The organism is Bradyrhizobium sp. CCBAU 45384, from assembly GCF_028128665.1.
GTDB lineage: Bacteria > Pseudomonadota > Alphaproteobacteria > Rhizobiales > Xanthobacteraceae > Bradyrhizobium > Bradyrhizobium manausense.
Genome location: NZ_LBIZ01000114.1, coordinates 146,916 through 170,174, shown reverse-complemented (window position 1 = coordinate 170,174; position 23,259 = coordinate 146,916). Strand labels below are relative to the sequence as shown.

Here is a 23,259-nt window from a genome sequence, read left to right as displayed (position 1 = left end):
AGGTCGCGGGCCCTTTTTGGTTGCTTGGCGTCGACCGATGCGCGTCGGTCAGTGCTTGATTTCGGGCGGCAGCTTGCCGCCATTGGCGGCGAGCTTGGACATCACCTGCTTGTGCAGCCAGACGTTCATGCTGGCGGAGTCGTTCATGTCGCCGGTATAGCCGAGCTCCTTGGCGAGATCCTTGCGCGCAGCCAAGCTCGAATCGACGTCGAGTGCCTTCATCAGGTCGACGATCGAGGTGCGCCACTCCAGCTTTTCGCCCTTATGCGCGGCGGCGGCCGCATCGACGATCGCGGCGACGTCCACCGTTTGGGCCGGCGCGGCGGCGGGTGCAGACGCTGGCGCCGATCCGCTCGGCGCGGCTCCTGCAGGCGCGCTGCCCGCGGATGCGCCGCCTGCGGGCGCAGCGGAAGCCGTATGGCTGCCGAAGATTGCGCCCATGATTTTCCCGAAAATGCTCATGTCTGCTCCCCGAAAAGGATCCCGTTGGAAGGCCCTGAGTGGGCACTTATAGACGATGTTACGCTGATGCGCCCGCGAAGTTCCGCGAACCACAAACAGCATGAGCTTATCTGCGGCGAAATGACGACCCGATGACGTCAGCGCGGTTGCACTGCGGCAACGAATCTCACCCAGGCGTGAGGGACAGGACTCGGAAATAGGGGTACGCTTCCCGCTCAGCTCGCGATGCCACCCGGAATTCGCTGCTGGTTGGACTCGCGAAACCCAAAAAAGCGGCCGCTTGCGCCGTAGTCGGCGTCGAGTTCGGCTGCATGGCAAGGGAGCAAGCCGACCATGGCCACACTCTATCAGGGCAATGTCCCCAGGATGGGCCAGACCGCAGACGCGGCTGGACCGGTGATCCGAACCATAGAACTCTCCGACCTGCACGATGCACTCAAGCGCGGCTGGGAAGACTTCAAGGCAGTCCCAAGCCACGCCATCATCCTCTGCGTGATCTATCCGGTGCTGGGCCTCGTGATCGCGCGCGTCGCGATGGGCTATTCCGTGATACCGTTGTTGTTTCCGCTCGCCGCGGGCTTCGCGCTGATCGGTCCGTTCGCAGCGCTCGGCCTCTACGAGCTCTCCAGCCGCCGCGAACGTTATGAGGAAGCAAGCGCCTGGGATGCCATGGATGTCCTGCGCTCGCCCTCCTTCGGCGCCATGCTCGGCCTCGGCACCTTGCTGCTCGCACTGTTTGTGACCTGGGTCGCGACCGCGCAGGCGATCTATGTCGCAGCGTTCGGCTATGAAGGCGTCACCGGAATTTCGGACTTCCTGAGGCGGGTGCTGACAACCTCTCAAGGCTGGTGGCTGATCGTGGTGGGCTGTGGCACGGGCTTCCTGTTCGCGCTCGCAGCGCTCTGCATCAGCGCGGTATCATTCCCGCTGATGCTCGACCGCCATGCCGGCGCCCTGGAGGCAATGGTCACCTCGCTGCGCGTCGTCGCCAAGAACCCGGTGCCGATGGCGGCCTGGGGCCTCATCGTGGCGGTGTTGCTCGCGCTCGGCACGATCCCCGCGTTCCTCGGGCTCGCGGTCGTCATTCCCCTGCTCGGCCACGCCACCTGGCATCTCTATCGCAAGGTCATCGTCTCCGAGCCCGGTGCCCGGCCAGTGCCGCCCCCACCACAGCGCCCGCGCAAGCCTGCGGCCGATTTCCCCGCCAATCTCTTCCCGTGGCGGAACAGGGAATAGGACTGAAGCCAGACGATCTCATCTGGGCGCTCCTGCCCGGGTCACCCCGGCGGGAGCGCTGCTGCCATAGGCCTTGCTTTGGCCGCGGTTACATCAGAGATTGCCGCCGCCGGTCGTGCCCCATCACGGAATCAATTACCTCTGATGACCCTGACGATTTCTCGTCTCGCTCTTGCAGCCCTCGCCCTTTCAGCCTCAATCCTGTCCGTCGAACCCGCTCTGGCCGCGGTTGCCTGCGGCTCGGGCAATTTCGATGCCTGGCTTGCGGATTTCAAAACCGAGGCCGCGGCCAAGGGCATCTCGCAACAGGCCATCACCGCCGGACTTGCCGGTGTCACGCTGGACCAGAGCGTGCTCAACCGCGACAAGTCGCAAAAGGTCTTCACCCAGACCTTTGAGGAGTTTTCCGGCCGCATGGTGCCGCCGCGGATGACGCGCGGCTCCAACATGATGAAGCAATACGGATCGGTGCTGTCGCGGATCGAGCAGGCCTATGGCGTGCCAGGCGAGATCCTGGTCGCGATCTGGGGCCTGGAGACCGATTTCGGGGTCAACACCGGCAAGTTCTCGACCATCCGCTCACTGGCGACACTGGCCTATGATTGTCGCCGTGCCGAGCAGTTTCGCGGCGAGCTGATGGATGCGCTGCGTATCGTTCAGCGTGGCGATCTCACGCCTGCCGAAATGAAGGGCGCCTGGGCCGGCGAGCTTGGCCAAACCCAGTTCATGCCCTCGTCCTGGCTGAAATATGCGGTCGATTTCGACGGGAACGGCAAGCGTGACCTCCTGCACAACGCTCCCGACGTGCTTGCCTCCACTGCCAACTATCTCGCCGGATACGGATGGCAGAAGGGCAAGGACTGGCAGCCGGGCAGTCCGAACTTCGCGGTGCTGCAGCAGTGGAACAAGAGCGAAGTCTACTGCAAGACGGTGGCCTATTTTGCCACCCAGCTCGCGCACGCTCCTTAAGATACATCGAAATCAAAACGCGTAGGGCCGATCGGTAAGGCGACCGGCCCTCTCTTGGATTGCGCCTGCCTACCCGTCTACTTGCCCATGGTGGCTTGCATCGCCTTGTTCAGGTGCATACCGCACACACCCATCTTGCCGTTGAGCAGCGCGTCCTGGGCCGCCGTGATCTCCTTCTCGGCAGCGAACTTGCTATCGCCGTCAGGCATGGCCTCGATCGCGGTTTCAGTCTTTTCCAGATTGGCCCCGCTGCAACCACCCATGCTGTGCTTGGCGGCCTGAGCCGGTGCGACGGCGAATGCAACGGCGGCAATTGCGATAACCCCGAGTAACTTCGTCATGATGTTACTTTCCTTCTCTTTTTCTTGGGACAGACCCGGCGACATTGCCGGAATCCGCAACATGACTTTGCTGCCGACGCGGCAACTTGCCGCAATAAATTCCCCGCGAGAATTGCGTGATGTTGCGCGCGGCGCAGAGCCGCATGCGAAATTTCTGATTTTCATTACAACTTTGTAATCAGGCTCTGCACGCTCGGCGTGTGCGCTGCCCCATCAGGCTGGCGTTCAGCCACGAATTGGGCGCGCGATTCCCGCTCCCCTGAACGACGAACATGACCATAGGGCGGCCCTGCTCGTGATCTTCCGCCTGCAACCGCCGTTCGCCTGGCATTCAAAATATGATTTTATATTCATACTTACAAATCAGAGTTCATGCGAATCATGCATGCCGGACTTGGGCCTACAAGCTAGACCGACCACCTTGCAGATGACGGGAACGTGGCTTATTTCGCAACCGTCGGAACCGCCAGCCGGCGGGTAAATCCGTTATTTCACGGACATTTACCTAGACCGTTCGGTGATTTCGCCCAACCGTTGGGCGGGAGCGCCTAGAGGTTAAGCGTCTCTTACCTGGGCCATGCGTTTGACGCTTAGCTGCATCGCAACATAGGAACTTTCGCACTGCATCACTCTCACCTATATTCATTTCAACGATGACGCCCGGGCAAGGGCTGAATCGAACTACAGGAGACTACCAATGCTGCTCTCGCTCATCCGCATGATCCAGGCTTTCCGGGACTATCAGCGCAATGTTGCCGAGCTGTCCCAGCTCAGCGATCGCGAACTGGCCGATATCGGCCTCGATCGCTCGGACATCCCGCGCGTTGCCGCCGGTCAGTATCAGGGCTGATATCGTTCAGCCCTTCACTGGACGAACCGATAACGCCCGCCTCGTGCGGGCGTTGTCGTTTTCAGCGGCAGAAAACTCGATCTCGGCGATTCCACTGGCCGCCGAAAAGCGCTACCTGTCCGCCCCATGACAGGACCCCTATCCAAACCCGTGCACGTCATCGGTGCCGGCCTCGCCGGTTCCGAAGCCGCCTGGCAGGTCGCGAAAGCTGGCCTGCCCGTGGTGCTGCATGAGATGCGGCCCGACCGCATGACCGAGGCGCACCGCACCGACGGGCTCGCCGAGCTCGTCTGCTCCAATTCCTTCCGCTCGGACGATGCCGCCAACAACGCGGTCGGCCTTCTCCATGCGGAGATGCGGCGCCTTGATTCGCTGATCATGCACGCAGCCGATGCCAATCAAGTGCCCGCCGGCGGCGCGCTGGCCGTCGACCGCGATGGCTTCTCCGCGGCCGTAACAAAGGCGCTGAACGAGCATCCCCTTGTCGAGATCGCCCGCGGCGAAATTAAAGGCCTGCCGCCGGCCGACTGGAGCAACGTGATCGTTGCGACCGGCCCCCTCACCTCCGCGCCGCTGGCCGATGCCATCCGCGAATTGACCGACGAGAACGCGCTCGCCTTCTTCGATGCCATCGCGCCGATCGTGCACCGCGAATCCATCGACATGTCGGTGGCCTGGTTCCAGTCGCGCTACGACAAGGTCGGTCCCGGCGGCAACGGCGCCGACTACATCAACTGCCCCATGACCAAGGAGCAATATGATGGCTTCGTCGCCGCGCTGATCTCGGGCGAGAAGACCGAGTTCAAGGAGTGGGAGACCAATACGCCCTATTTCGACGGCTGCCTGCCGATCGAGGTGATGGCGGAGCGCGGTCCCGAGACGCTGCGCCACGGTCCGATGAAGCCGGTCGGCCTCACCAATCCGCACGATCCCACGACGAAGCCATACGCAATCGTGCAACTGCGCCAGGACAACAAGCTCGGCACGCTCTACAACATCGTCGGATTCCAGACGAAGCTGAAATACGGCGAGCAGCAGCGCATCTTCCGCACCATTCCCGGGCTGGAGAAGGCCCAGTTCGCCCGCCTCGGCGGCCTGCATCGCAACACCTTCCTCAACTCGCCAAAGCTGCTCGACAGCCAGCTGCGCCTGCGCGCGCAGCCGCGACTGCGCTTTGCCGGCCAGATGACGGGCTGCGAAGGTTATGTGGAGTCCGCCAGCGTCGGCCTGATCGCCGGCCTCTATGCGGCAGCCGACGCGCGCGGCGCGCAGCTTGCGAGCCCGCCGGCCACGACGGCGCTCGGGTCGCTTCTCGGCCATATCACTGGCGGCCATATCGAGACCATCGAGCCGGGCACGCGCTCGTTCCAACCGATGAACATCAATTTCGGCCTGTTCCCGCCACTCGCCAGCCCGCCCACGAAGAAGCCCGACGGCACGCGTCTGCGAGGCAACGAGAAGACCGTGGCCAAGAAGCAGGCCATGAGCGCGTTGGCGCTTGCCGATCTCGATCGCTGGATCGCCGATCATTTGCGCATTGCCGCAGCCGCGTGAGTTTTCGATGAGTCTTCCGAAAGACGACGCCGCGCTGCTGTCGGCGCGCTGGACCGAGGGCGTGCTGCTCAAGCGCGACGTGTTTTCGACCGTCGAGCGCGGCCGTTTCCGCAGCGACAGTGGCGAGGTCGACGCCGTGCTGCGCCGGCTCGATGAGGTGCCCTGGTGGTCGTTTCCGCTGGCACGCCATCTGTTCGCACGCGAGAAGCACGCGCTGGCGCTCGCAAAGGGCCTTCATGTCGGACCCGAGCTGCTGTGGGCGGGACGTCGTGCGCTGGTGCGCGGCTTCGTTGACGGCGTCGCGCTGCATCTGGCAAAGCCTCATGGCGATCTCGCCTATTTCCGCTCGGCGAAGGACGTGCTGCGCCGATTGCGCCGCGCCGGCATCTGCCACAATGATCTCGCCAAGGAACAGAACTGGCTGGTCGGCCGCGATGGCCGCGCCTATGTGACCGACTTCCAGCTTGCGGCGTGCTTCAAGCGACGCGGCCGGCTCTACCGCATCCTCGCCTACGAAGACCTCCGTCATCTGCTCAAGCATAAGCGTTCCTATGCGCCGGAGGCGCTGACGCCGCGCGAGCGGAAGGTGCTGGCGAAGAAATCGTTCGCCGCGAGCCTCTGGCTTGCAACCGGCAAGAAGGTCTATCGCGCCATCACCCGCGGCCTGTTCAACTTCACCGATCGTGAGGGTGGCGGCCGCCGGCTCGTCAACGATGCGCCTGTCATCGCAGAGCTGATCCGCAAGAACCCCGCCGTGCGCGACACCGCCGTCGTCGCTTTTGCCGACCGCCGTTCCGGCGTCGGGCTTTATGCCTTCGTCGAAGCCGATCACGCCGCGCTCGAGGGCCAGCTCCGCAACGAGCTCACGGCTGCCAGGGGCCCAAAGCCCCCTGAGCATATCCAGGTCGTGCACGCATTGCCGCGCGATGCCGGTGGCAGGCCACGCACCGAGATCCTGCAACTGGTCGCGATGAACCAGCTCGACCTGATCGAGCCGATGATGAGGAACGACCAGGATCGCGCCTTCCTCAAGGACATCCTGGAGCAGCGCAAGAACCTGCGTGATCGCTTCAACTTCGAGGCAGACCTGCCGTCCGGTTAGACTGCGCGAGGCGTGGCGCCTTGAAGCGTCCACAATGCCAGTGGAGAAGCCGGGGACTGCACTGATTTGGGGACCAATGACTCGCTGGGGGACGATAAGGCGCCGCGCTGCCCTGCTGCTTGCAGGTCTGGTGCTGCTGGCCGCCACCCCGGTGACGGCGGCCGAATCCCCGGCCGAACAGATCTCCGGCTTCCGGGCGAAGCACGGAGAGGGCCGCGTCGTACGCGACACAACGCTCGACCGCATTGCCATGGATCAGGCGCGCGCGATGGCGGCGAAGGACGATCTCAGCCATGACGCCCTCGGTCCGTTCAACAAGCGCGTCGCGCCGTCGGGCGCAGGACGCGCCGCCGAGAACATCGCCTACGGCTACGACACCTTCGAGAAGACGCTGGGACAGTGGATCGATTCCTCCGGCCACCGCAAGAACCTGCTGCTCCACAACGCCACCCGCGTCGGCATCGCGAGCGCAAAAAATGCCAACGGCAAGCGCACTTATTGGGCCATGGTGATCGCCGGCGATTACGAGCCGAAGCCGAGCAAGGGCAAAGGCAAGAAGGATAGCGAGCCGCTTGTGGCCGTGAAGCGCGAGGTCACACCCACCAGCAAGCCCAAAGTCGCCAACTGCCACGTCAAGCTGCTCGGCCTCTGCATCTGAGAGGAAGCCGGGCTGGCCGTTCGCCGGCACGCAGTCTTGCTTGCGTTGCTAGGGGCGTCTAATCCATCCCGTGGGACCTGCGAGAGGGAGAGGCGCGTTGATCGACATCGACCGAATCCGGGCCGACACTCCGGCCGCCTCCCGGCTCACCTATCTCCACAACGCCGGCGCGGCTCTCATGCCCACCACCGTCGTCGCGGCGATGAAGCAGCATATCGACCTCGAGAGCGAGATCGGAGGTTACGCCGCCGCCGACCGCGAGTCTGGCCGGCTCGATGCGGTCTACGGTTCCGTGGCACGCTTGCTGAACGCCGCACGGGACGAGATCGCGCTGATGGAGAACGCGACCGTCGCCTGGCAGATGGCGTTCTATGCGCTGCAATTTCGCGCCGGCGACCGGATCCTGACCGCCGAGGCCGAATACGCCGCCAACTATGTTGCCTTTCTCCAGGTTGCCAAACGTACCGGCGCGGTCATTGACGTCGTGCCGAGCGATGCCAATGGCGAGCTCGATGTTCACGCGCTCGAACGCATGATCGACGGCCGCGTAAAACTCATCGCCATCACCTGGGTTCCGACCAATGGCGGGCTGGTCAATCCGGCAGCAGCGATCGGCAGAATCGCGCGGACACATGGCATTCCCTATCTGCTCGACGCCTGTCAGGCGGTGGGCCAGATGCACGTCGACGTCGCAGCGATCGGCTGCGACATGCTGTCAGCCACAGGCCGCAAATTCCTGCGCGGCCCGCGCGGCACAGGCTTTCTCTATGTTCGCCGCGAGCTGCTGCAGCAGCTTGAGCCGCCGATGATCGACCATTTTGCGGCGCCCTGGGTCTGCCGAAACCGCTATCAGCTCCGCGACGATGCGCGCCGTTTCGAGACCTGGGAGAGCAATTACGCAGCGCGCCTCGGGCTGGGCGCGGCCGTCGACTACGCCCTTGCGATCGGCCTCGATCCGATCGAGCAGCGCTGCCGCCTCCTGGCCGACCGCCTTCGCAATGGTCTTGCCGATATCAGCGGCCTCACCATTCGCGACCTCGGCCGCACCCCGGGTGCCATCGTCAGCTTCACGATGGAGGGCTGCGAGGCAGACGCGATCGTCAGCAGCGCTGCCGCGGCCGGCATTGCCGTCGGCGCGTCCGATCCGTCGAGCACCCGCATCGACGCGGAAGTCCGCGCGCTCCCGGTCGTCGTGCGCGCTTCCCCGCATTACTACAACACGGAAGCCGAGATTGATCGGTTGGTCGCTCACATGGCGGGTCTGGCACCACGCTAGTGTGACACCAGACCAGTGGCGTAGACCTAGGCTCTCGTCGTCAGTGCCGACAACTGGTCGGTGTCGAAGCGAGCGCGCAACTTGCTGATGGCCTTCGCGTCCGGCGTTCCGCTGGCGGTGAGCTTGGCCAACTCCTCGAAGTAGTGCTCATGCCCCGGCGGAGACACGGTCATAAGCACGCGCGCGGGCTTGTCGCTGACATTGGTAATGTTGTGGGGAACGCCTGGAGGAATGAACAGGTACGTTCCCGGCGTGGCCCGGACGACCTCGTCGGCGACGTGCCATTCGCACTCGCCTTCAAGCATGTAGAAGGTCTCTTCCTGCACGCGATGAACGTGCCGGCCCGTGACGAACCCGGCCGGTATCGTCCAATCGAACATGCTGGTGTGGCGGCTGTCCTCACCCGTCACCAGAAAGGCCATCGGCTGACCGCGCAGCGTTACTCCCGTTGTTTCGCCGGGCCGGCGGACGAGTGGCTTTGCGTTCATGTGCTCCTCCATGGCTGGGCGCCAAATGCGCGATAACGAACCCATCATGGTCCGCCAGTTCCGGGAAGTAGCGAAGCAGCGCGGAAATCGTTGCAAAAAACCTGCGAAATGTGCCCTTCTCTGGCGATGGCCGCGATCCTTGAATTTGGTCCCTTCCGCCTCGACGCCGAAGCAGGGATTCTGTTCCGCGGGGCCGAGCCAACCCCGCTCGGCCAGCGAGCAGTGCAGCTTTTGGCCTTGCTGGTGCAGCGAGCCGGCATGCCGGTATCGAAGGACGCTTTGATCGAGGCGGCATGGCCCGACCAGGCCATTGAAGACAGCAACCTGACCGTCCAGATGGCGGCGGTCCGGCGCGCGCTGGCAGACGGCTGCGGAGAAGCGCAATGGATCGAGACCCTGCCACGGCGCGGCTATCGCTATGTCGGTCCGGCGGTGACGTCGTCGGCCTCGGACCCAACAACCGCACCATCGCTGACCTTGCCTGAGAGGCCATCGATCGCGGTATTGCCGTTTGCGGACCTGAGCGGCGATACGGAGCAGGACTATTTTGCCGACGGAATGGTCGACGACATCGTCACCGGCCTGTCCCGCATCAACTGGCTGTTCGTGATCGCGCGAAATTCCACGTTCACATACAAGGGCCGAGCGGTCGATGTGAAACAGGTCGGTCGCGAGCTTGGCGTGCGCTACGTGCTGGAAGGCAGCATCCGGAAGACCGGGGGCAATGTGCGTATCACTGGACAACTGATCGATGCGTCGACCGGCATGCATGTGTGGGCCGAACGCTATGACCGTCACTCCGATGATATTTTCGCGCTTCAGGACGACGTCGCCATGTCCGTCGTCGGCGCCATCGCGCCGAGCCTTCGCCGCGCCGAAATCAACCGGGTCAAACGCAAACGGCCCGACAGTCTCGATGCCTATGATCTCGTCCTGCGGGCTCAGCCGGATGTCGATTCCGGCATGCCGGAGCAAGTCACGCAGGCGCTCGTCCTGCTCGAGCGCGCAATCACGCTCGAGCCCTCCTATGCGCTGGCGCACGGTAACGCTGCGATGTGCCACCATTGCCTGTTCCTCCGCGCTGGTTTGCAGGAGGGAAGCCGCGCCGCCTCGATCAAGCATGCGCGATCGGCCATCGCCCACGGGCAGGATGACGCCCTTGCCCTTACGCTGGCAGGCTTTTCAATCGGCATGGACGGGCACGATCGCGCGGCGGCATTCACCGCACTCGATGCCGCGCTCGCGATCAGCCCGTCATCGGCGCTGACTTACATCCTCGGTAGTGTGATGCTCGGCTGGGGTGGTGATGCCGACCGCGCGATCGAATGGAGCGAGCGCGGCATGCGGCTCAGCCCGTTTGATTCCTGGGCCTTCGCAGCCTTTGACGCACAGGCGATGGGGCATTTCCATCGCGGTCGGTATGAAGAGGCCTGTCGCGCGGCCTACCGCTCGGTTCAGGCTAACCCGCGTCACAGCATTACCCATGTGCAATTGGCGGCGGCGCTTGCAAAGCTCGGGCGATTGCAGGAAGCGAGAGCCGCCGCGGCCCGGGTGTTGGAATTGCACCCGACCTTCCGCTATGGCCGCCAATTCCAGGGCGTCAATTGCGCACCGGCCCTGGCGGCATCGCTTGGTGAGGCCCTGCGGGCCGCCGGGCTGCCGGAGTAATTGTCAAATCCGCTTCAGGTGCAACGCGCGCTCAATCCGGATGCGCTGAGCTTGGCCATGACCTCGTCGAGATGGGCGCTGTCGCGTGTCTCGATGACGAGCTGCAACAGCGTTGCCTTGGCGGGGAGGTCCGAGAAGGTCCGCTGATGCGAGACCTCGATGATGTTGGCACCGGCCTCAGCCAGCAGCGCCGCGACCGCGGCCAGCTGGCCGGGTCTGTCGGGGATGTCGAGCGAAAGCTGCGTCAGCCGCCCCTCGCGGGCAAGCTCGCGCGTCAGCACGGAAGCGATCAGCCTGGTGTCGATGTTGCCGCCACTCAGGACCAGGCCAACCTTCTCGCCGGCAAAGCGCGTAGGATCCGACATGATCGCCGCGAGGCCGGCAGCGCCCGCACCCTCGACGACCGTCTTCTCGATCGAGATCAGGGTTGCGACCGCGCGCTCGAGCTCGGCTTCGTTGACGAGCGCGATGTCGTCGACGAGGCCGCGGACGATCTCGGTGGTGATCTTGCCCGGCGATTTGACCGCGATGCCTTCGGCGAGCGTATCGCCCCGCGCCGGCAGATTGCCGCCATGGATGGCGTTGTACATCGAGGGATAGAGCCAGGCCTCGACGCCGAGAATCCGCAGCGACGGCTTTAGCGATTTCGCCGCTATGGCGATGCCGCTGATCAGGCCGCCACCGCCGATCGGCACGACCAGCGTGTCGAGTTCCGGCACCGCCCTGAGTATTTCCAGCCCGACCGTGCCCTGCCCCGCAATCACCAGCGGATCATCGTAGGGGTGAACGAAGATCATGCCGCGGGCTTCGCCATGGCTGCGCGCAAACGCAGCCGCCTCTTCCAGAGTAGCGCCCGTCACGACGACCTCGGCGCCGTGATGCCTGGTGTTTTCGACTTTCACCATCGGCGTGCCCACCGGCATCACGATGGTGGCGGGAATGCCGAGCCGCCTGGCGTGATAGGCAACGCCCTGCGCGTGATTGCCCGCGGACATGGCTATGACCCCCCGCACACGCTCGTCCGGCGTCAGCGCGTTGAGCCGGTTGAGCGCGCCACGCTCCTTGAACGACGACGTGAACTGGAGGTTTTCGAATTTGAGCCAGAGGTCACAGCCGCAGATATTGCTCAGCGTTCGGCTGTAGCTGCAGGGCGTCTCGACGACGGCGCCGCGGATGATCTCGGCAGCGGCGTGAATGTCAGCCGGCGAAACCGGAAAGCCGCGCAGATCGGCAGATGCGGATTGGGACAATTCGGCCATGGGACAGCATAGTGCATTTGGCCGGCGGCGGCGATAAGCCAACCGCTATTTGGTAAATTCCCGGGATCGTGAAGCCCGCCACAGCGTCCATAGCGTGCGCAGCCGCGAGACCGGCTGCGGAGCGAAGGGATTACGTCCTGGCCGCGCCAGGCGATCGAGATCTGACCGCGCCTGGCTCAGCGGCAGGAAGGCGGCCCGCGCCGAGGGCGGCAGCTGCGCCAGCAGCGAGGACGCCGTCCCCAGATGCTGCCGCGCATCGCCGATAAGCTGGTCCAGCGCGGCATGGAGATTGGGCGTCTGCCTGCCCGCGAACACATCCTCGGTGGAGCAGCCATGGCTGGTCAGGAGTTGCTGCGGCAGGAACAATTGCCGATGGGAGGCGTCCCGCGGCAGGTTCGCGATCACCTGCGCCATGCCCTGTGCCAGGCCGGCGTGCCGGGCCACATGCTCAGCCGCGTCCAAAGCGTCGCCCATGATCCGCGCCGCAAGCGTGAAAAGGGCCGAAGAGGTCGCAGCCAGATAGCCTTCGAGCGCCGTCATGGTCGGCATCGGATCGTTGTAGAGATCGAACTGATGCTCGTCGACCAGCAGTGACAGCGGCTCGACCGGCAGGTCGAAATCGCGGATGGCGCGCAACAGCTCCGCAGCCACCGGATTGCCCTCGGCGCTGCCGTGGACCAGGCCCGAGAGCAAATCGCTCCACCATTGGAAGCGGATCTCGCCGGGCAAAGGCTGGCTCACCTGGTCGCGAACGCGGACGATCTCGACATTGAAGCCGTAGAGCGCAAGCAGCGCGCGGCGCTCGGCGGCCGGTGCGAACAGCGTCGCGACGTAGCGGGGAAAGTCGTGGCTGCGCACGAGGTCGGCGCAGTAGGTCGCGGTGTCGGGCGGCGTCGCGGCGCTGCTCATGGCACCGCTATCAGCGCGGCCGCGACGCGGCGCCGTTCGCCGATCATGATGTTGTAGGTGCGAACGGCGGGGCCGGTCTGCATGGTGTCCAGGACCACCCTCACCGCCTTCAGCGCCTGGCGCAGCTCCGGCGGCGGCAGCCAGAGCCCGGTTCCCGTGCCAACCAGCAGCGTGTCGATGCCGTTGGCCGCCGCAAACACCCGATCCAGCGAATAGCGGTCGATCTTGGTGGGATCGGTGACGTCCCAGGCCCAGATCGCATCGGGCAGGCACAGCAGCGAGCCCCGGTGCGACATGCCGCCAAAGGCGAAGCCGCCCTTGCCATAGGCCTCGATCGGCGCCGAGCGCGGGAAATGGGGAGCGTTGGGATCGCCGGCCATGAGCTTCGTCCGAATGAGCTGACTACCCTCGCAAACCCATGCGAGGGCATGCGGTTCGGATCATGCCTTGTTTTTCTTCGCCGGCGCAGCCTCTTCTCTCGCATCTTCGCGGTGCTCGCCGACGCCGAGATAGATCAGGATCGGCGCGGCGATGAAGATCGAGGTGTAGGTGCCGACCAGCACCACGCCGAACATCATCACGGCCGTGAAGCTGTGGATGGCGTGACCGCCGAACAGCAGCAGCGCCAGCAATGCCAGCGTTACCGTCAAGTGGGTGATGATCGAGCGCGACAGCGTCGAATTGATGGACTCGTTCAGCAGCTGCGGCATCGGCATCTTCTTGTAACGCCGCAGCATTTCACGGATGCGGTCGTAGATGACGACGGTGTCGTTGAGCGAATAGCCCAGAATGGTCAGAAGCGCCGCGATGCTGGTCAGGTCGAAATCGACCTGGCTGATCGACATGAAGCCGATCGTCAGCACGATATCGTGCACGTTGGCGATCATGGCGCCGAGCGCGAACTGCCATTCGAACCGGAACCAGAGATAGACCAGGATGGCAATGATCGCCAGCATCAGGCCGGCCATGCCCCAACCCAGCAGCTCGCCGGAGACGCGCGGGCCCACCACCTCGACGCGGCGATACTCCACGGACTCGCCGAGGGCGCCGCGAACCTTGTCCACGGCTTCCTGCTGCGCCTTGTCGCCGCCCGGCTGCTCGGCAACGCGAAGCAGCACGTCGGCGGCGCCGCCGAATTGCTGCAGCTGGACTTCGCCAAGGCCCAGGCTGCCAAGGGTCGAGCGCATCTGCGCAAGATCGGCGGTGCCCGACTTGGCCCGCACTTCCATCAGGGTGCCGCCCCTGAAGTCGATGCCGAAGTTCAGCCCATGGGTGAAGAACAGCACAATGGCGATGATCGAGAGCGTCGCCGAGATCGGGAACGAGATGCGGCGGAACTGGGTGAAGTCGAAATGCGTATCGTCTGGCACGATGCGCAGCGACGGCAGGAGGCCGAGCACGCTGACCACGGTCAGCACGGCAATCAGGACGCCGAGAGAGATGAGAACGAGTTGAGTAGTGGTCACAGCCGGCCTCGAATGATCAAATCGGCACGGTCTTCGGCCGCTTCCACTGCACCCACCATGCCACGATCAGGCGGGTCATGGTGAAGGCGGTGAACACAGTGGTGATGATGCCGATGCCGAGCGTTACAGCGAAGCCGCGCACCGGTCCGGTGCCGATCATGAACAGCACGGCTGCGGCAATGAAGGTCGTGATGTTGGAATCGAGAATGGTCGCGAGCGCCCGCTTGAAGCCTGCGTCGATCGCCGAGATCGGGCTCCTCCCGCCGCGCAGCTCCTCGCGGATGCGCTCATAGATCAGCACGTTGGAGTCGACCGCGATGCCGACGGTGAGCACGATGCCGGCAATGCCGGGCAGCGTCAGCGTGGCGCTCAGCAGCGACAACAGGCCGAAGATCATCGCGACGTTGATGCAGACGGCGATGTTGGCGAATACGCCGAACAGCCGGTACGTCAACAGCATGAACACGACGACCATGATCGATCCGACATAGGCCGCAAGCTCGCCCTTCTCGATCGAGTCCTGGCCGAGGCCCGGACCGACCGTGCGCTCTTCCACGACGGTCAGCGGCGCCGGTAGCGCGCCCGCGCGCAAGAGGATCGCGAGATCGTTGGCCGACTGCACCGTGAAGCTGCCGGAGATCTGGCCCTGCCCGCCGGTGATCGGCTCGCGAATGACCGGCGCCGAGATCACCTTGTTGTCGAGGATGATCGCGAAAGGCAGTCCGACATTCTCCTGAGTCGCCTGCGCGAACTTGCGCGCGCCCGAGGTATTGAACTTGAAGCTGACGACCGGCTCATTGGTGCGCTGGTCGAAAGTCGCCTGGGCGTCGGTCAGGTCGCCGCCCGCAACGAGCACCTGCTTCTTGACCACGTAGCCGGCCGGCGGCGGCGTGGCGGCGGGCAGGAACTCGGTGTCAGGCGGCAACCCGCCCTGCTGGGCCTGGTCCAGCGGCACCGAGGGGTCGACCATGCGGAATTCCATCTTCGCGGTCTTGCCCAGCAGTTCCTTCAAATGGGTTGGATCCTGCAAACCCGGCACCTGCACCAGGATGCGGTCGTTACCCTGACGCTGGATGATGGGCTCGACGGTGCCGAGCTCGTTGACGCGCTTCTCGACGATCTGGATCGACTGCTCGATGGTCTTGCGCAAACGGTCGATCATCGCGGGCTCCGGAACGCTGAGGCGGATCAATCCGCCACCGGCGTCGGCGACTTCAATGTCGCGCTGGCCGCTCGACCCCATAAGACCGCCGATCGGCTGCGCAAGGTCGCGCAACTTGGCGAGCGTCGTCTGGACATCGGCGTCCTTGACGCGCACCTCGACGGCATCGCCCTTCGTGACGAGACCGGTGTAAACGATCTTGGCCTCGCGCAGAACGCGACGGACGTCGTCGCGAATCTGGTCGAGCTTTTCCTTCTTCACATAGTTGGAGTCGACCTCGAGCTGCAGAGAGGAGCCGCCCTGCAAGTCGAGACCCAGCACCAGGCGCCGCTGCGCCCAGGCGGGCCAGGTCTTGACTCGCGCTTCGGAGAAGAAGTTCGGGACCGCAAAGAGGCACACGATCAGCGCTGTCAGGATGATCCCGAGCGCCTTCCACCGCGTGAAATACAACATCGACTGGACCTGTCAGATCAGGAGAATTGAGATGCCCGCAGGAAAGCGCTCACTTCGCCCCGGCGTCGTCCTTGGCGCTTTCCTTCGCGCTGTCCTTGGCCGGCTCGCCCTTGGCGCGCACGCCCGAGATCATCGAGCGCATCTGGCGCACGCGCACACCGTCGGAAATTTCGAACTCGATCTGGTCGTCGTCGACCACCTTGGTGACCTTGCCGACGAGGCCGCCCGAGGTCACGACGGTGTCGCCGCGGCGGATGTTCTTCACAAGCTCGGCGTGGTCCTTCACCTTCTTCTGCTGCGGGCGCAGAATCAGGAAGTACATGATCACGAAGATCAGGGCGAACGGCAGCAGCGACATCAACATGCTGTTGGTGTCGCCAGCGCCCGCGGCCTGGGCATACGCAGGGGTAATCAGCATTCGGACGATCCTCGTGGAAACGGGGGAAGCCGGTCAGGCCTTGACGGCGACCGGCTCGGTCAAATTCGCGCGGACTATAGCGACCACCGCCCCAATTGCAACGCTGCCAGACCGGCGATTTGGCCACCTTGCGGCGCGCCGTCAGGCCCGATAAGGCTGCGTTCTCAGGAACTTCGGACATGCCCAAAAAACCAAGTAAAAGCCCGGCCGGCAAAGGCCCCCGTGCCCCTGCTTTGAAGCCCGCCCTGGTCGCGGCAAAACGCCCCAATGCGGTCTCAAAGGCTGCCCCTCAGGCCTCCCCTGAGCTTTCCCAGGAACGCATCGCGCGCGCGCTGGAGACCATTGCGGCCCACCTCGCGGCCCAGGGCAAGCCGGCGATCGAGCGCGAGTCGTTCGACCGGGCGGACGCCTATGTCTGGCACCCCGACGGCCGCCTGGCGGCGGTGCCGCGGGTCAGCCGGGTCGAGCTGTTCCTGCTCAAGGGCGTCGACCGCATGCGCGACATCCTGATCGAGAACACCGAGCGCTTCGCCAACGGCCTGCCCGCCAACAACGCCCTGCTCTGGGGCGCGCGCGGCATGGGCAAGTCGTCGCTGGTGAAGGCGGCCCATGCCAGCATCAACGCGGACCGCAAGCCCGCCGACAGACTCAAGCTGATCGAGATCCATCGCGAGGATATCGAAACGCTGCCGATGCTGATGGAGAAGCTTCGCGACGCTGACTTCAACTTCATCGTATTCATCGACGACCTCTCCTTCGACGGCAATGATGCGTCCTACAAATCGCTCAAGGCCGTGCTCGAAGGCGGCATCGAGGGGCGGCCCGACAACGTCATCCTCTACGCCACCTCCAACCGCCGCCATCTGCTGGCGCGCGACATGATCGAGAACGAGCGTTCGACCGCGATCAATCCCGGCGAAGCGGTCGAGGAAAAGGTTTCGCTGTCGGATCGCTTCGGCCTCTGGCTCGGCTTCCACCGCTGCAGCCAGGACGAATACCTTGCCATGGTGCGCGGCTATTGCAGCCATTTCGGCATCAAGGTCGACGACGAGGCGCTGGAGCGCGAAGCGCTGGAATGGTCGACCACGCGCGGCTCGCGCTCGGGCCGCGTCGCCTGGCAGTTCGTGCAGGAGCTGGCGGGCCGGCTCGGTGTCAAGCTGGCGGCGAAATAGCTGTAGCCGAAGCTATAACCCAAACCGCAACTGTCATTCCCCGCGAAAGCGGGGAATCCAGTACGCCGCGCCTTATCGGCTCAATAACACCTGTCTCTGGAATACTGGATCGCCCGGTCGAAGCCGGGCGATGACGGCGTGCTTTGTGGTGATGGCGTGCCCCGAACTGGAGCCCTAGCCTTATGCCCCGTTGAGGAACTGAAGCGGGTCAACCGGGCTCGATCCCTTACGGATCTCGAAGTGGAGCTGCGGCGACGCCACCTCCCCTGATTGACCCGACTTGGCAATGACCTGGCCGCGCTTGATGGTATCGCCACGCTTCACCAGCAGCTCACTCGCATGGGCATAGGCGGTCACGTAGCCGTTGGAGTGCCGAACCAGGACCAGATTGCCGTAACCTTTCAGCTCGTTGCCGGAATAGGCGACGACGCCGTCTTCAGCCGCCTTGACCGGCGTACCCTCGGGCACCGCGACATTGATGCCGTCATTGGACTTGCCGTTGGTCTTGGCGCCGTAGCTCGTGATCACCTTGCCGCGCACCGGCCAGCGGAAGGTCGGCAGCGAGCTGGTGGTCTCGGCCGCCTTCGCGGGCGCCTCGGCCGCGGGCTTCTCTTCAATATTGGTGGTGGCTTGAGCCAGACGCGCGCTCTGCACCGGTTGGGCGACAGCGGCCATCTTGGTGGCAGGCACTGGTGCGGCCGCAACCGGCTGCAACGCGGCCGCCACGGGAGCCGCAGCAACCGGCGCCGGAGCAAGCGGAGCGGCAACGGCCGCGGTCTTGGCGCCCGGCACGGTCAGCTTGGTGCCGAGCTTGAGCTTCGCCGACGGCTCGAGACCATTGGCGCGAGCAAGCTCGGCCGCGGAGATATGGTTCTTGCGCGCGATGCTGGCGAGCGTGTCGCCGTGATTGACGAAGTGTAAGCTGGGCGGCGCGGCGACGGCCGCAACCGGCTTCGACGCCATCGCGGGCGCCGCGGCAGCCGGAGTCGTAACGGGCGCCGGTGCAGCCGCCACAGCACCCGGATGCGGGATAACGAGCTGCTGGCCTGGCGAAAGTGCGCGCGGCCCCTTGTAGCCGTTGGCGGCAAGAATCGCCTGCGGCGTCACGTGATAGCGCTTGGCGAGCACATCGAGCGTGTCGCTGGTGCCGACGATGATCTTGGTCCCGCCAGCCGGCTGTGCGGCCACGACGGAGCGTTGCGGCACCGTGCCGGTGGTTTCGAGACGCGGCTGAGCCGGCGGCGTGTAGGAGCCGAGCCCCCGCCCACCTCCAGAGACGCCCCCACCCGCCGCAACCGGATAGGATTGCGGCGCAGCGACTGCCGGCGGCGGCAGCGCCTGGGACTGATAAGAGCCCGGCTGGGTCTGCGGCCGCGCATATTGCGGCAGCTCGCGCTGCTGCGGCGGCGCCTGCTGCACCGAACCGGTCTGCTCGGACGAGAAGGGATTTGAGAAGTTCGACTGGGACAGCCGCGACGACATGTCGGCACTGCACCCTGCGAAACTCAAGGAAATCAGCGCCAGCACCGCGACCTGCGGTACGCGGCGCGAGTAAAGCAACTCGGCGACAACGGACATGGTTACTCACTCGTACGCAACAGAACTGGTTTTTTAAGTAAACACGCGCCGAGTAAATAACGGCTTAACCCTCCCAATAAGATGTTGGATGCACTGCCGATCCGGAGTTTTACAGCTCCCGCGCCACGCCAGGCAGCGCCGGCACGAAACGCACCTCAACGAGTTCCCTGCGTTCGATCCCGGCCTCGCTGCGGGTGAGCCGCGTCAGCGTCTGCACGCCCTGATGCGGGCCGACCGGTGCGATCAGGATGCCGCCGACCTCGAGCCGCTCGACCAGGTTCTCCGGAATCTGCTCCACCGCGGCGGTGACGATGATGCGGTCGAACGGACCGATGTTCGGCGGAAGGTTCAAGCCGTCGCCGAGCATCACCTCGACATTGTGACAGCCGAGCTTTTCGAGCCTGGCGCGTGCGGCGTCCGCGAGCTTTCGATATCGCTCAACGGTGAGGACCTCACGCGCCAGCTTCGACAGCACCGCGGCCTGGTAGCCGGAGCCGGCGCCGATCTCGAGCACGCGATGGCTCTTCTGGAGCTGAAGCTGCTCGGTCATGTAGGCGACGACAAAGGGCTGGCTGATGGTCTGCCCGCAGGCAATCGGGAGCGCGCTGTCACGGTAGGCGCCGTCGCGATCGGAGGCCTCGACGAAGAGCTCGCGCGGCACCTCCTCCATGGTCCGCAATACAGTCTGATCGCTAATGCCGCGACGTCTCAGCGTGAGCTGAAACATCATTTTTTCCGGCGGGGGCTGATTGGAGGTCATCGCTGCTCGTGTCGTCTCATCCGGTCCGGATCGATGGTTTCCGCGCCAATGTCCAGAGCCAGAATCTTGTTCCTGCGGAGGAACCCATAATAGCCCTTTGCGCTTAGGATTTGGCCATAAATTGGCCTGGAGCCGACAGCCACCACGGCCATTTTCAAGTGCCGGTTAGGCGAAACGCGCATTGCGTCGATTCGTGTTATCTGCGAACGTTTTCGGGAATGGGCAAGGACTCAACGACAATGACCGCGACAGGGCTTTCGGGCCGCTCTGTATTTCTCGTCGAGGACGAGGTCATGATCCGAATGATGGTCGCGGATATGCTGGAAGAGCTCGGCTACAAGGTCGCGGCCGAAGCGGGCGACATCACCGAGGCGATGCGGCTCGCCCAGGCGACCGAGTTCGACATCGCCATCCTCGACGTCAACGTCAACGGCAAGGTGATCTCGCCGGTCGCCGACGTCATCAAGGCCAAGGGCTGCCCGTTCATCTTCGCGACCGGCTACGGCTCATCGGGCCTGCCGGAGCAATATCGCGACCGGCCCGCGCTTCAGAAGCCGTTTCAGCTCGATGCGCTCGGCAAGACCATCGAAGCCGCGCTTCGCGCCGGCTAACCCTACTTCAACGTCGCGCTCAGCTCTTCGGAAAACGCTTCATTGGTGCGGTCGAGCCTGAGCGGGGTGACCGAAACGTAGCGCTCGCGCAGCGCCGCGAGATCGGTCCCTTCGGCCGGCGTATCCATCATCGCTGTACGTTCGAAGCCAATCCAGAAATAGGGATTGTTGCGCCCGTCCCTACGCTCGTCGATCCTGAGAAAGCCGAGATTGCGCTTGCCCTGCCGCGTCACGCGAATGCCGAGCACCTCGTCCGGCGCGCATGACGGGAAGTTGACGTTGATGACGGTGTCCTTGGGGATTCCGGCCTTGATCACCTTGCGCAGGATGTCGGGCCCGAATTTGCGCGCGGTGTCCCACGGCGGCCGCTCGCGCGTCTCGACGCTGAATTCCTGCGACAGCGCGAACGACGGGATACCCAGAATAGTGCCTTCGAGCGCGCCGGCGATGGTGCCGGAATAGACCACGTCCTCGGCAACGTTGCGCCCCTTGTTGACGCCGGAGAGCACGACGTCGGGCAGCTTGGCGCCGAGGATATGGCGCGCGCCCATGATGACGCAGTCGGTCGGGGTGCCGCGCACGGCAAAGTGCCGCTCGCCGACCTCGCGCAGGCGCAGGGGATCGTTCAGCGACAGCGAATGCGACACGCCGGACTGGTCGAGCTCGGGCGCCACCACCCAGACATCGTCGGACAGCGCGCGTGCGAGCTCCTCCACGACCTTGAGGCCGGGAGCGTGGATGCCGTCGTCATTGGTGCAGAGAATGCGCATGCCGGGGGTCGATTCCTGAGCTGGGGTCAGGCCGTCTTATCCGGCTATCACACGTCAGGCAAACCGGCTTCGGCGCAGTCCTGACCCGTGATTCATGCTCATCGCCGCAGCGCAGCAATTGCCCGGTCCGTTCTAACGGCGGACCCGCCATTGCGGCAGGAAGCGCGCCAGCCTGCCCTCCGCACGCAGTTGCATTGCCGGCACGGCCGGACTCGCGGCGGGCGTTGTTTCAATGACACCAAGCGCCTTGAGTTGCGCGACGAGCGGCTCCGCCACCGGCATCTGCGGATAGCGCCCCCGCGCCACCGTCAGCGCCTTGTCAAAATCCACGACATTGACGCCGGCCTTCGCTCTGCGATCCTGAATGAGCGCGTCGTCCCAAAGCCGCGCGATGTCGATGTCCAGCACGCCACGCAAGCGCTGGTCGACGGCCTGGATGCCGGCACCCGTCACCGCCCATTGTCGGCCGATCCAGAAGATATCGCGGTGCAAGGCCATGGACGGTGGTTTCGCATTCGCAGGTCACCGGCAGGATAGCCGGCGGCCCGAACTTCGCAACCAAACGTTTCTGCCATTGCATGCGGGCAATCACACTTTACTCGCGCGCAACCACCTTCAACCCGCCCATATAGGGCTGGAGTACGCTGGGGACCGCGATTGAACCGTCCTCCTGCTGATAGGTCTCCATCACGGCAATCAGCGCGCGGCCAACAGCGGTGCCGGAGCCGTTCAGCGTGTGCACGAAGCGCGGCTTACCGTCCGGACCGCGCGAGCGCGCATCCATGCGGCGCGCCTGGAAATCACCGCAGACCGAGCAGCTGGAGATTTCGCGGAACATGCCGCCCTCGCCCTGCCCGGGCATCCACACTTCGATGTCATAGGTTTTTTGCGACGAAAAACCCATATCTCCTGCACAGAGCGTCATCACGCGATAATGTAGGTCGAGCTTCTGCAGCACCTGCTCGGCGCAGGACAGCATCCGCTCCAGCTCGTCCTTGCTGGTCTCGGGCGTGGTGATCGAGACCAGCTCGACCTTGGTGAACTGATGCTGGCGGATCATACCGCGGGTGTCGCGCCCGGCCGCGCCCGCCTCGGCGCGGAAGCACGGCGTCAGCGCGGTGAGGCGCATCGGCAGTTGCTTCTCGTCGAGAATGGACTCGCGCGCGAGGTTGGTGAGCGAGACCTCGGCGGTCGGGATGAGGCCAAGGCGCTCGGTCTTCAGCCGCTCATGATCGAGTTCTGCCAGCAGCTCGCCCTTGATCGCCCAGAACTGATCGTCCTCGAATTTCGGCAACTGCCCGGTACCGAACATCACCTCGTTGCGCACGAGCAACGGCGGATTGATCTCGGTGTAACCATGCTCGGTGGTGTGCAGGTCGAGCATGAACTGGCCGATCGCGCGTTCGAGACGCGCGAGCCCCTTCTTCAGCACGACGAAGCGCGCGCCGGAGAGTTTTGCCGCCGCCTCGAAATCCATGTAGCCGAGCGCGGTGCCGAGATCGTCATGCAGCTTCGGCGCGAAGCCGTAGTTGCGCTTGGCGCCGAACACGTGGTGTTGGACGTTGCCGTGCTCATCCATGCCATCGGGCACTTCGTCGAATGGAATGTTCGGAATCGCAGACAGCTCTTTGGTGAGTTCCTCGTCGAGAGCCTTCGCGGCGGCCTCGAGCTCCGGCATCGTGGTCTTGAGCTCTGCAACCTCGGCCATCAGCTTGGCCGCGCGCGCCTCGTCCTTGGCTTTCTTGGCGTCGCCGATTTCCTTGGACGCAGCATTGCGCCGCGCCTGCGCCTGCTCCGAGGCCAGGATCGCCGCCCGCCGCCTCTCGTCGATCGCAAGCAGCGACGCCGACAACGGCTTCAAACCCCGCCGGGCGAGGCCGGCGTCGAAGGCTTGCGGGTTATCGCGGATCGATTTGATGTCGTGCATGGCGGCGGTCCTGTATCAGCGCGTAAACCTACAACGGCAAACGCTGTACGTCAGCGCGCCTCCCCTAGCACAGCTGTGATCGCCCGCGAAAGCGGGCGATCCAGTATTCCCGAGAGGATTCCTCGATAGGCCGCGGCGTACTGGATGCCCCGCCCCCCGTGCGCAATTGC

At 64.4% G+C, this 23,259-nt stretch carries 24 protein-coding genes; 10 read left to right on the top strand and 14 right to left on the bottom strand.

What is annotated here, in order from left to right; all coding sequences use genetic code 11:
* Positions 1-48 precede the first annotated feature (48 nt).
* On the bottom strand, positions 49-462 hold the full coding sequence (locus XH80_RS27075) for a DUF3597 domain-containing protein (RefSeq protein ID WP_220006420.1): 414 nt from the start codon (positions 460-462) through the stop codon (positions 49-51).
* Positions 463-795: 333 nt separating this feature from the next.
* Between XH80_RS27075 and XH80_RS27070 the strand changes: the two genes are divergently transcribed.
* Positions 796-1,698, top strand: a complete 903-nt coding sequence (locus tag XH80_RS27070) for a DUF2189 domain-containing protein (protein WP_271601197.1) — start codon at positions 796-798, stop codon at positions 1,696-1,698.
* 144 nt (positions 1,699-1,842) lie between these two features.
* A complete protein-coding gene (locus XH80_RS27065; protein ID WP_271601196.1) occupies positions 1,843-2,667 on the top strand; it encodes a lytic murein transglycosylase in 825 nt (274 codons plus the stop codon).
* A 77-nt stretch (positions 2,668-2,744) separates the two neighbouring features.
* On the opposite strand, the gene XH80_RS27060 is transcribed toward XH80_RS27065, so the two are convergent.
* Complete coding sequence (locus tag XH80_RS27060) at positions 2,745-3,071, bottom strand: hypothetical protein (protein ID WP_271601320.1); 327 nt, start codon at positions 3,069-3,071, stop codon at positions 2,745-2,747.
* Positions 3,072-3,705: 634 nt separating this feature from the next.
* On the opposite strand from XH80_RS27060, the gene XH80_RS27055 reads away from it, so the two are divergent.
* From XH80_RS27055 to XH80_RS27035, 5 genes are all read left to right on the top strand, one after another.
* Complete coding sequence (locus XH80_RS27055; RefSeq protein WP_007590701.1) at positions 3,706-3,858, top strand: DUF1127 domain-containing protein; 153 nt, start codon at positions 3,706-3,708, stop codon at positions 3,856-3,858.
* 126 nt (positions 3,859-3,984) lie between these two features.
* The gene (gene trmFO / locus XH80_RS27050; protein ID WP_271601195.1) at positions 3,985-5,412 is read left to right on the top strand and encodes a methylenetetrahydrofolate--tRNA-(uracil(54)-C(5))-methyltransferase (FADH(2)-oxidizing) TrmFO; all 1,428 of its coding nucleotides are present in this window, start codon (positions 3,985-3,987) and stop codon (positions 5,410-5,412) included.
* A 7-nt stretch (positions 5,413-5,419) separates the two neighbouring features.
* Positions 5,420-6,514: a serine/threonine protein kinase gene (locus XH80_RS27045; RefSeq protein WP_271601194.1), complete on the top strand. Its 1,095-nt coding sequence runs from the start codon at positions 5,420-5,422 to the stop codon at positions 6,512-6,514.
* 76 nt (positions 6,515-6,590) lie between these two features.
* Positions 6,591-7,172 (top strand): CAP domain-containing protein, encoded by a 582-nt coding sequence (locus XH80_RS27040; protein ID WP_271601193.1) that lies wholly within the window; start codon positions 6,591-6,593, stop codon positions 7,170-7,172.
* Between the two features lie 97 nt (positions 7,173-7,269).
* Positions 7,270-8,448 (top strand): aminotransferase class V-fold PLP-dependent enzyme, encoded by a 1,179-nt coding sequence (locus XH80_RS27035; protein ID WP_271601192.1) that lies wholly within the window; start codon positions 7,270-7,272, stop codon positions 8,446-8,448.
* Between the two features lie 26 nt (positions 8,449-8,474).
* Here the strand turns inward: XH80_RS27035 and XH80_RS27030 are convergent, their stop codons facing one another.
* On the bottom strand, positions 8,475-8,936 hold the full coding sequence (locus tag XH80_RS27030) for a cupin domain-containing protein (protein ID WP_271601191.1): 462 nt from the start codon (positions 8,934-8,936) through the stop codon (positions 8,475-8,477).
* A gap of 126 nt (positions 8,937-9,062) precedes the next feature.
* On the opposite strand from XH80_RS27030, the gene XH80_RS27025 reads away from it, so the two are divergent.
* A complete protein-coding gene (locus XH80_RS27025) occupies positions 9,063-10,604 on the top strand; it encodes a winged helix-turn-helix domain-containing tetratricopeptide repeat protein (RefSeq protein ID WP_271601190.1) in 1,542 nt (513 codons plus the stop codon).
* Positions 10,605-10,618: 14 nt separating this feature from the next.
* On the opposite strand, the gene XH80_RS27020 is transcribed toward XH80_RS27025, so the two are convergent.
* From XH80_RS27020 to yajC, 6 genes are read right to left on the bottom strand one after another with little or no spacing between them, the layout of a single operon-like run.
* Positions 10,619-11,863: a threonine ammonia-lyase gene (locus tag XH80_RS27020; RefSeq protein WP_271601189.1), complete on the bottom strand. Its 1,245-nt coding sequence runs from the start codon at positions 11,861-11,863 to the stop codon at positions 10,619-10,621.
* A 45-nt stretch (positions 11,864-11,908) separates the two neighbouring features.
* On the bottom strand, positions 11,909-12,772 hold the full coding sequence (locus XH80_RS27015; protein WP_271601188.1) for a phytoene/squalene synthase family protein: 864 nt from the start codon (positions 12,770-12,772) through the stop codon (positions 11,909-11,911).
* Entirely contained in the window at positions 12,769-13,152 is a 384-nt protein-coding gene (locus XH80_RS27010) for an Mth938-like domain-containing protein (protein ID WP_057755755.1), read from the bottom strand. Before XH80_RS27010 ends, XH80_RS27015 begins: the two co-directional genes overlap by 4 nt.
* A gap of 60 nt (positions 13,153-13,212) precedes the next feature.
* Positions 13,213-14,238 carry a protein translocase subunit SecF gene (secF, locus tag XH80_RS27005; protein ID WP_271601187.1) on the bottom strand — a complete coding sequence of 342 codons (1,026 nt, stop codon included), beginning with the start codon at positions 14,236-14,238 and terminating at the stop codon, positions 13,213-13,215.
* Between the two features lie 16 nt (positions 14,239-14,254).
* Positions 14,255-15,853 carry a protein translocase subunit SecD gene (gene secD / locus XH80_RS27000; RefSeq protein ID WP_271601186.1) on the bottom strand — a complete coding sequence of 533 codons (1,599 nt, stop codon included), beginning with the start codon at positions 15,851-15,853 and terminating at the stop codon, positions 14,255-14,257.
* Positions 15,854-15,902: 49 nt separating this feature from the next.
* Positions 15,903-16,271: a preprotein translocase subunit YajC gene (gene yajC, locus XH80_RS26995; RefSeq protein WP_057755761.1), complete on the bottom strand. Its 369-nt coding sequence runs from the start codon at positions 16,269-16,271 to the stop codon at positions 15,903-15,905.
* A gap of 179 nt (positions 16,272-16,450) precedes the next feature.
* Between yajC and XH80_RS26990 the strand changes: the two genes are divergently transcribed.
* A complete protein-coding gene (locus XH80_RS26990) occupies positions 16,451-17,443 on the top strand; it encodes an ATP-binding protein (RefSeq protein ID WP_271601185.1) in 993 nt (330 codons plus the stop codon).
* Positions 17,444-17,623: 180 nt separating this feature from the next.
* Here the strand turns inward: XH80_RS26990 and XH80_RS26985 are convergent, their stop codons facing one another.
* Both XH80_RS26985 and XH80_RS26980 read right to left on the bottom strand, forming a co-directional pair.
* Positions 17,624-19,021 (bottom strand): LysM peptidoglycan-binding domain-containing M23 family metallopeptidase, encoded by a 1,398-nt coding sequence (locus XH80_RS26985; RefSeq protein ID WP_271601184.1) that lies wholly within the window; start codon positions 19,019-19,021, stop codon positions 17,624-17,626.
* 109 nt (positions 19,022-19,130) lie between these two features.
* Entirely contained in the window at positions 19,131-19,781 is a 651-nt protein-coding gene (locus XH80_RS26980; RefSeq protein WP_083514639.1) for a protein-L-isoaspartate(D-aspartate) O-methyltransferase, read from the bottom strand.
* A gap of 239 nt (positions 19,782-20,020) precedes the next feature.
* On the opposite strand from XH80_RS26980, the gene XH80_RS26975 reads away from it, so the two are divergent.
* On the top strand, positions 20,021-20,392 hold the full coding sequence (locus XH80_RS26975) for a response regulator (protein WP_271601183.1): 372 nt from the start codon (positions 20,021-20,023) through the stop codon (positions 20,390-20,392).
* Between the two features lie 2 nt (positions 20,393-20,394).
* On the opposite strand, the gene surE is transcribed toward XH80_RS26975, so the two are convergent.
* The 3 genes from surE to serS all read right to left on the bottom strand — a co-directional run bounded on the left by surE (position 20,395) and on the right by serS (position 23,089).
* A complete protein-coding gene (surE, locus tag XH80_RS26970) occupies positions 20,395-21,162 on the bottom strand; it encodes a 5'/3'-nucleotidase SurE (RefSeq protein ID WP_271601182.1) in 768 nt (255 codons plus the stop codon).
* 132 nt (positions 21,163-21,294) lie between these two features.
* Entirely contained in the window at positions 21,295-21,660 is a 366-nt protein-coding gene (locus XH80_RS26965) for a hypothetical protein (protein ID WP_271601181.1), read from the bottom strand.
* A 97-nt stretch (positions 21,661-21,757) separates the two neighbouring features.
* A complete protein-coding gene (gene serS / locus XH80_RS26960) occupies positions 21,758-23,089 on the bottom strand; it encodes a serine--tRNA ligase (protein WP_271601180.1) in 1,332 nt (443 codons plus the stop codon).
* Between the last annotated feature and the right edge of the window lie 170 nt (positions 23,090-23,259).

Excerpts from the sequence above, each read along its gene's own strand:
- XH80_RS27075 (WP_220006420.1), bottom strand. The coding sequence starts at position 462 with ATGAGCATTTTCGGGAAAATCATGGGCGCAATCTTCGGCAGCCATACG.
- XH80_RS27070 (WP_271601197.1), top strand. The coding sequence starts at position 796 with ATGGCCACACTCTATCAGGGCAATGTCCCCAGGATGGGCCAGACCGCA.
- XH80_RS27065 (WP_271601196.1), top strand. The coding sequence starts at position 1,843 with ATGACCCTGACGATTTCTCGTCTCGCTCTTGCAGCCCTCGCCCTTTCA.
- XH80_RS27060 (WP_271601320.1), bottom strand. The coding sequence starts at position 3,071 with ATGTTGCGGATTCCGGCAATGTCGCCGGGTCTGTCCCAAGAAAAAGAG.
- XH80_RS27055 (WP_007590701.1), top strand. The coding sequence starts at position 3,706 with ATGCTGCTCTCGCTCATCCGCATGATCCAGGCTTTCCGGGACTATCAG.
- trmFO (WP_271601195.1), top strand. The coding sequence starts at position 3,985 with ATGACAGGACCCCTATCCAAACCCGTGCACGTCATCGGTGCCGGCCTC.
- XH80_RS27045 (WP_271601194.1), top strand. The coding sequence starts at position 5,420 with ATGAGTCTTCCGAAAGACGACGCCGCGCTGCTGTCGGCGCGCTGGACC.
- XH80_RS27040 (WP_271601193.1), top strand. The coding sequence starts at position 6,591 with ATGACTCGCTGGGGGACGATAAGGCGCCGCGCTGCCCTGCTGCTTGCA.
- XH80_RS27030 (WP_271601191.1), bottom strand. The coding sequence starts at position 8,936 with ATGAACGCAAAGCCACTCGTCCGCCGGCCCGGCGAAACAACGGGAGTA.
- XH80_RS27025 (WP_271601190.1), top strand. The coding sequence starts at position 9,063 with ATGGCCGCGATCCTTGAATTTGGTCCCTTCCGCCTCGACGCCGAAGCA.
- XH80_RS27020 (WP_271601189.1), bottom strand. The coding sequence starts at position 11,863 with ATGGCCGAATTGTCCCAATCCGCATCTGCCGATCTGCGCGGCTTTCCG.
- XH80_RS27015 (WP_271601188.1), bottom strand. The coding sequence starts at position 12,772 with ATGAGCAGCGCCGCGACGCCGCCCGACACCGCGACCTACTGCGCCGAC.
- XH80_RS27010 (WP_057755755.1), bottom strand. The coding sequence starts at position 13,152 with ATGGCCGGCGATCCCAACGCTCCCCATTTCCCGCGCTCGGCGCCGATC.
- secD (WP_271601186.1), bottom strand. The coding sequence starts at position 15,853 with ATGTTGTATTTCACGCGGTGGAAGGCGCTCGGGATCATCCTGACAGCG.
- yajC (WP_057755761.1), bottom strand. The coding sequence starts at position 16,271 with ATGCTGATTACCCCTGCGTATGCCCAGGCCGCGGGCGCTGGCGACACC.
- XH80_RS26990 (WP_271601185.1), top strand. The coding sequence starts at position 16,451 with ATGCCCAAAAAACCAAGTAAAAGCCCGGCCGGCAAAGGCCCCCGTGCC.
- XH80_RS26985 (WP_271601184.1), bottom strand. The coding sequence starts at position 19,021 with ATGTCCGTTGTCGCCGAGTTGCTTTACTCGCGCCGCGTACCGCAGGTC.
- XH80_RS26980 (WP_083514639.1), bottom strand. The coding sequence starts at position 19,781 with ATGACCTCCAATCAGCCCCCGCCGGAAAAAATGATGTTTCAGCTCACG.
- XH80_RS26975 (WP_271601183.1), top strand. The coding sequence starts at position 20,021 with ATGACCGCGACAGGGCTTTCGGGCCGCTCTGTATTTCTCGTCGAGGAC.
- surE (WP_271601182.1), bottom strand. The coding sequence starts at position 21,162 with ATGCGCATTCTCTGCACCAATGACGACGGCATCCACGCTCCCGGCCTC.
- XH80_RS26965 (WP_271601181.1), bottom strand. The coding sequence starts at position 21,660 with ATGGCCTTGCACCGCGATATCTTCTGGATCGGCCGACAATGGGCGGTG.
- serS (WP_271601180.1), bottom strand. The coding sequence starts at position 23,089 with ATGCACGACATCAAATCGATCCGCGATAACCCGCAAGCCTTCGACGCC.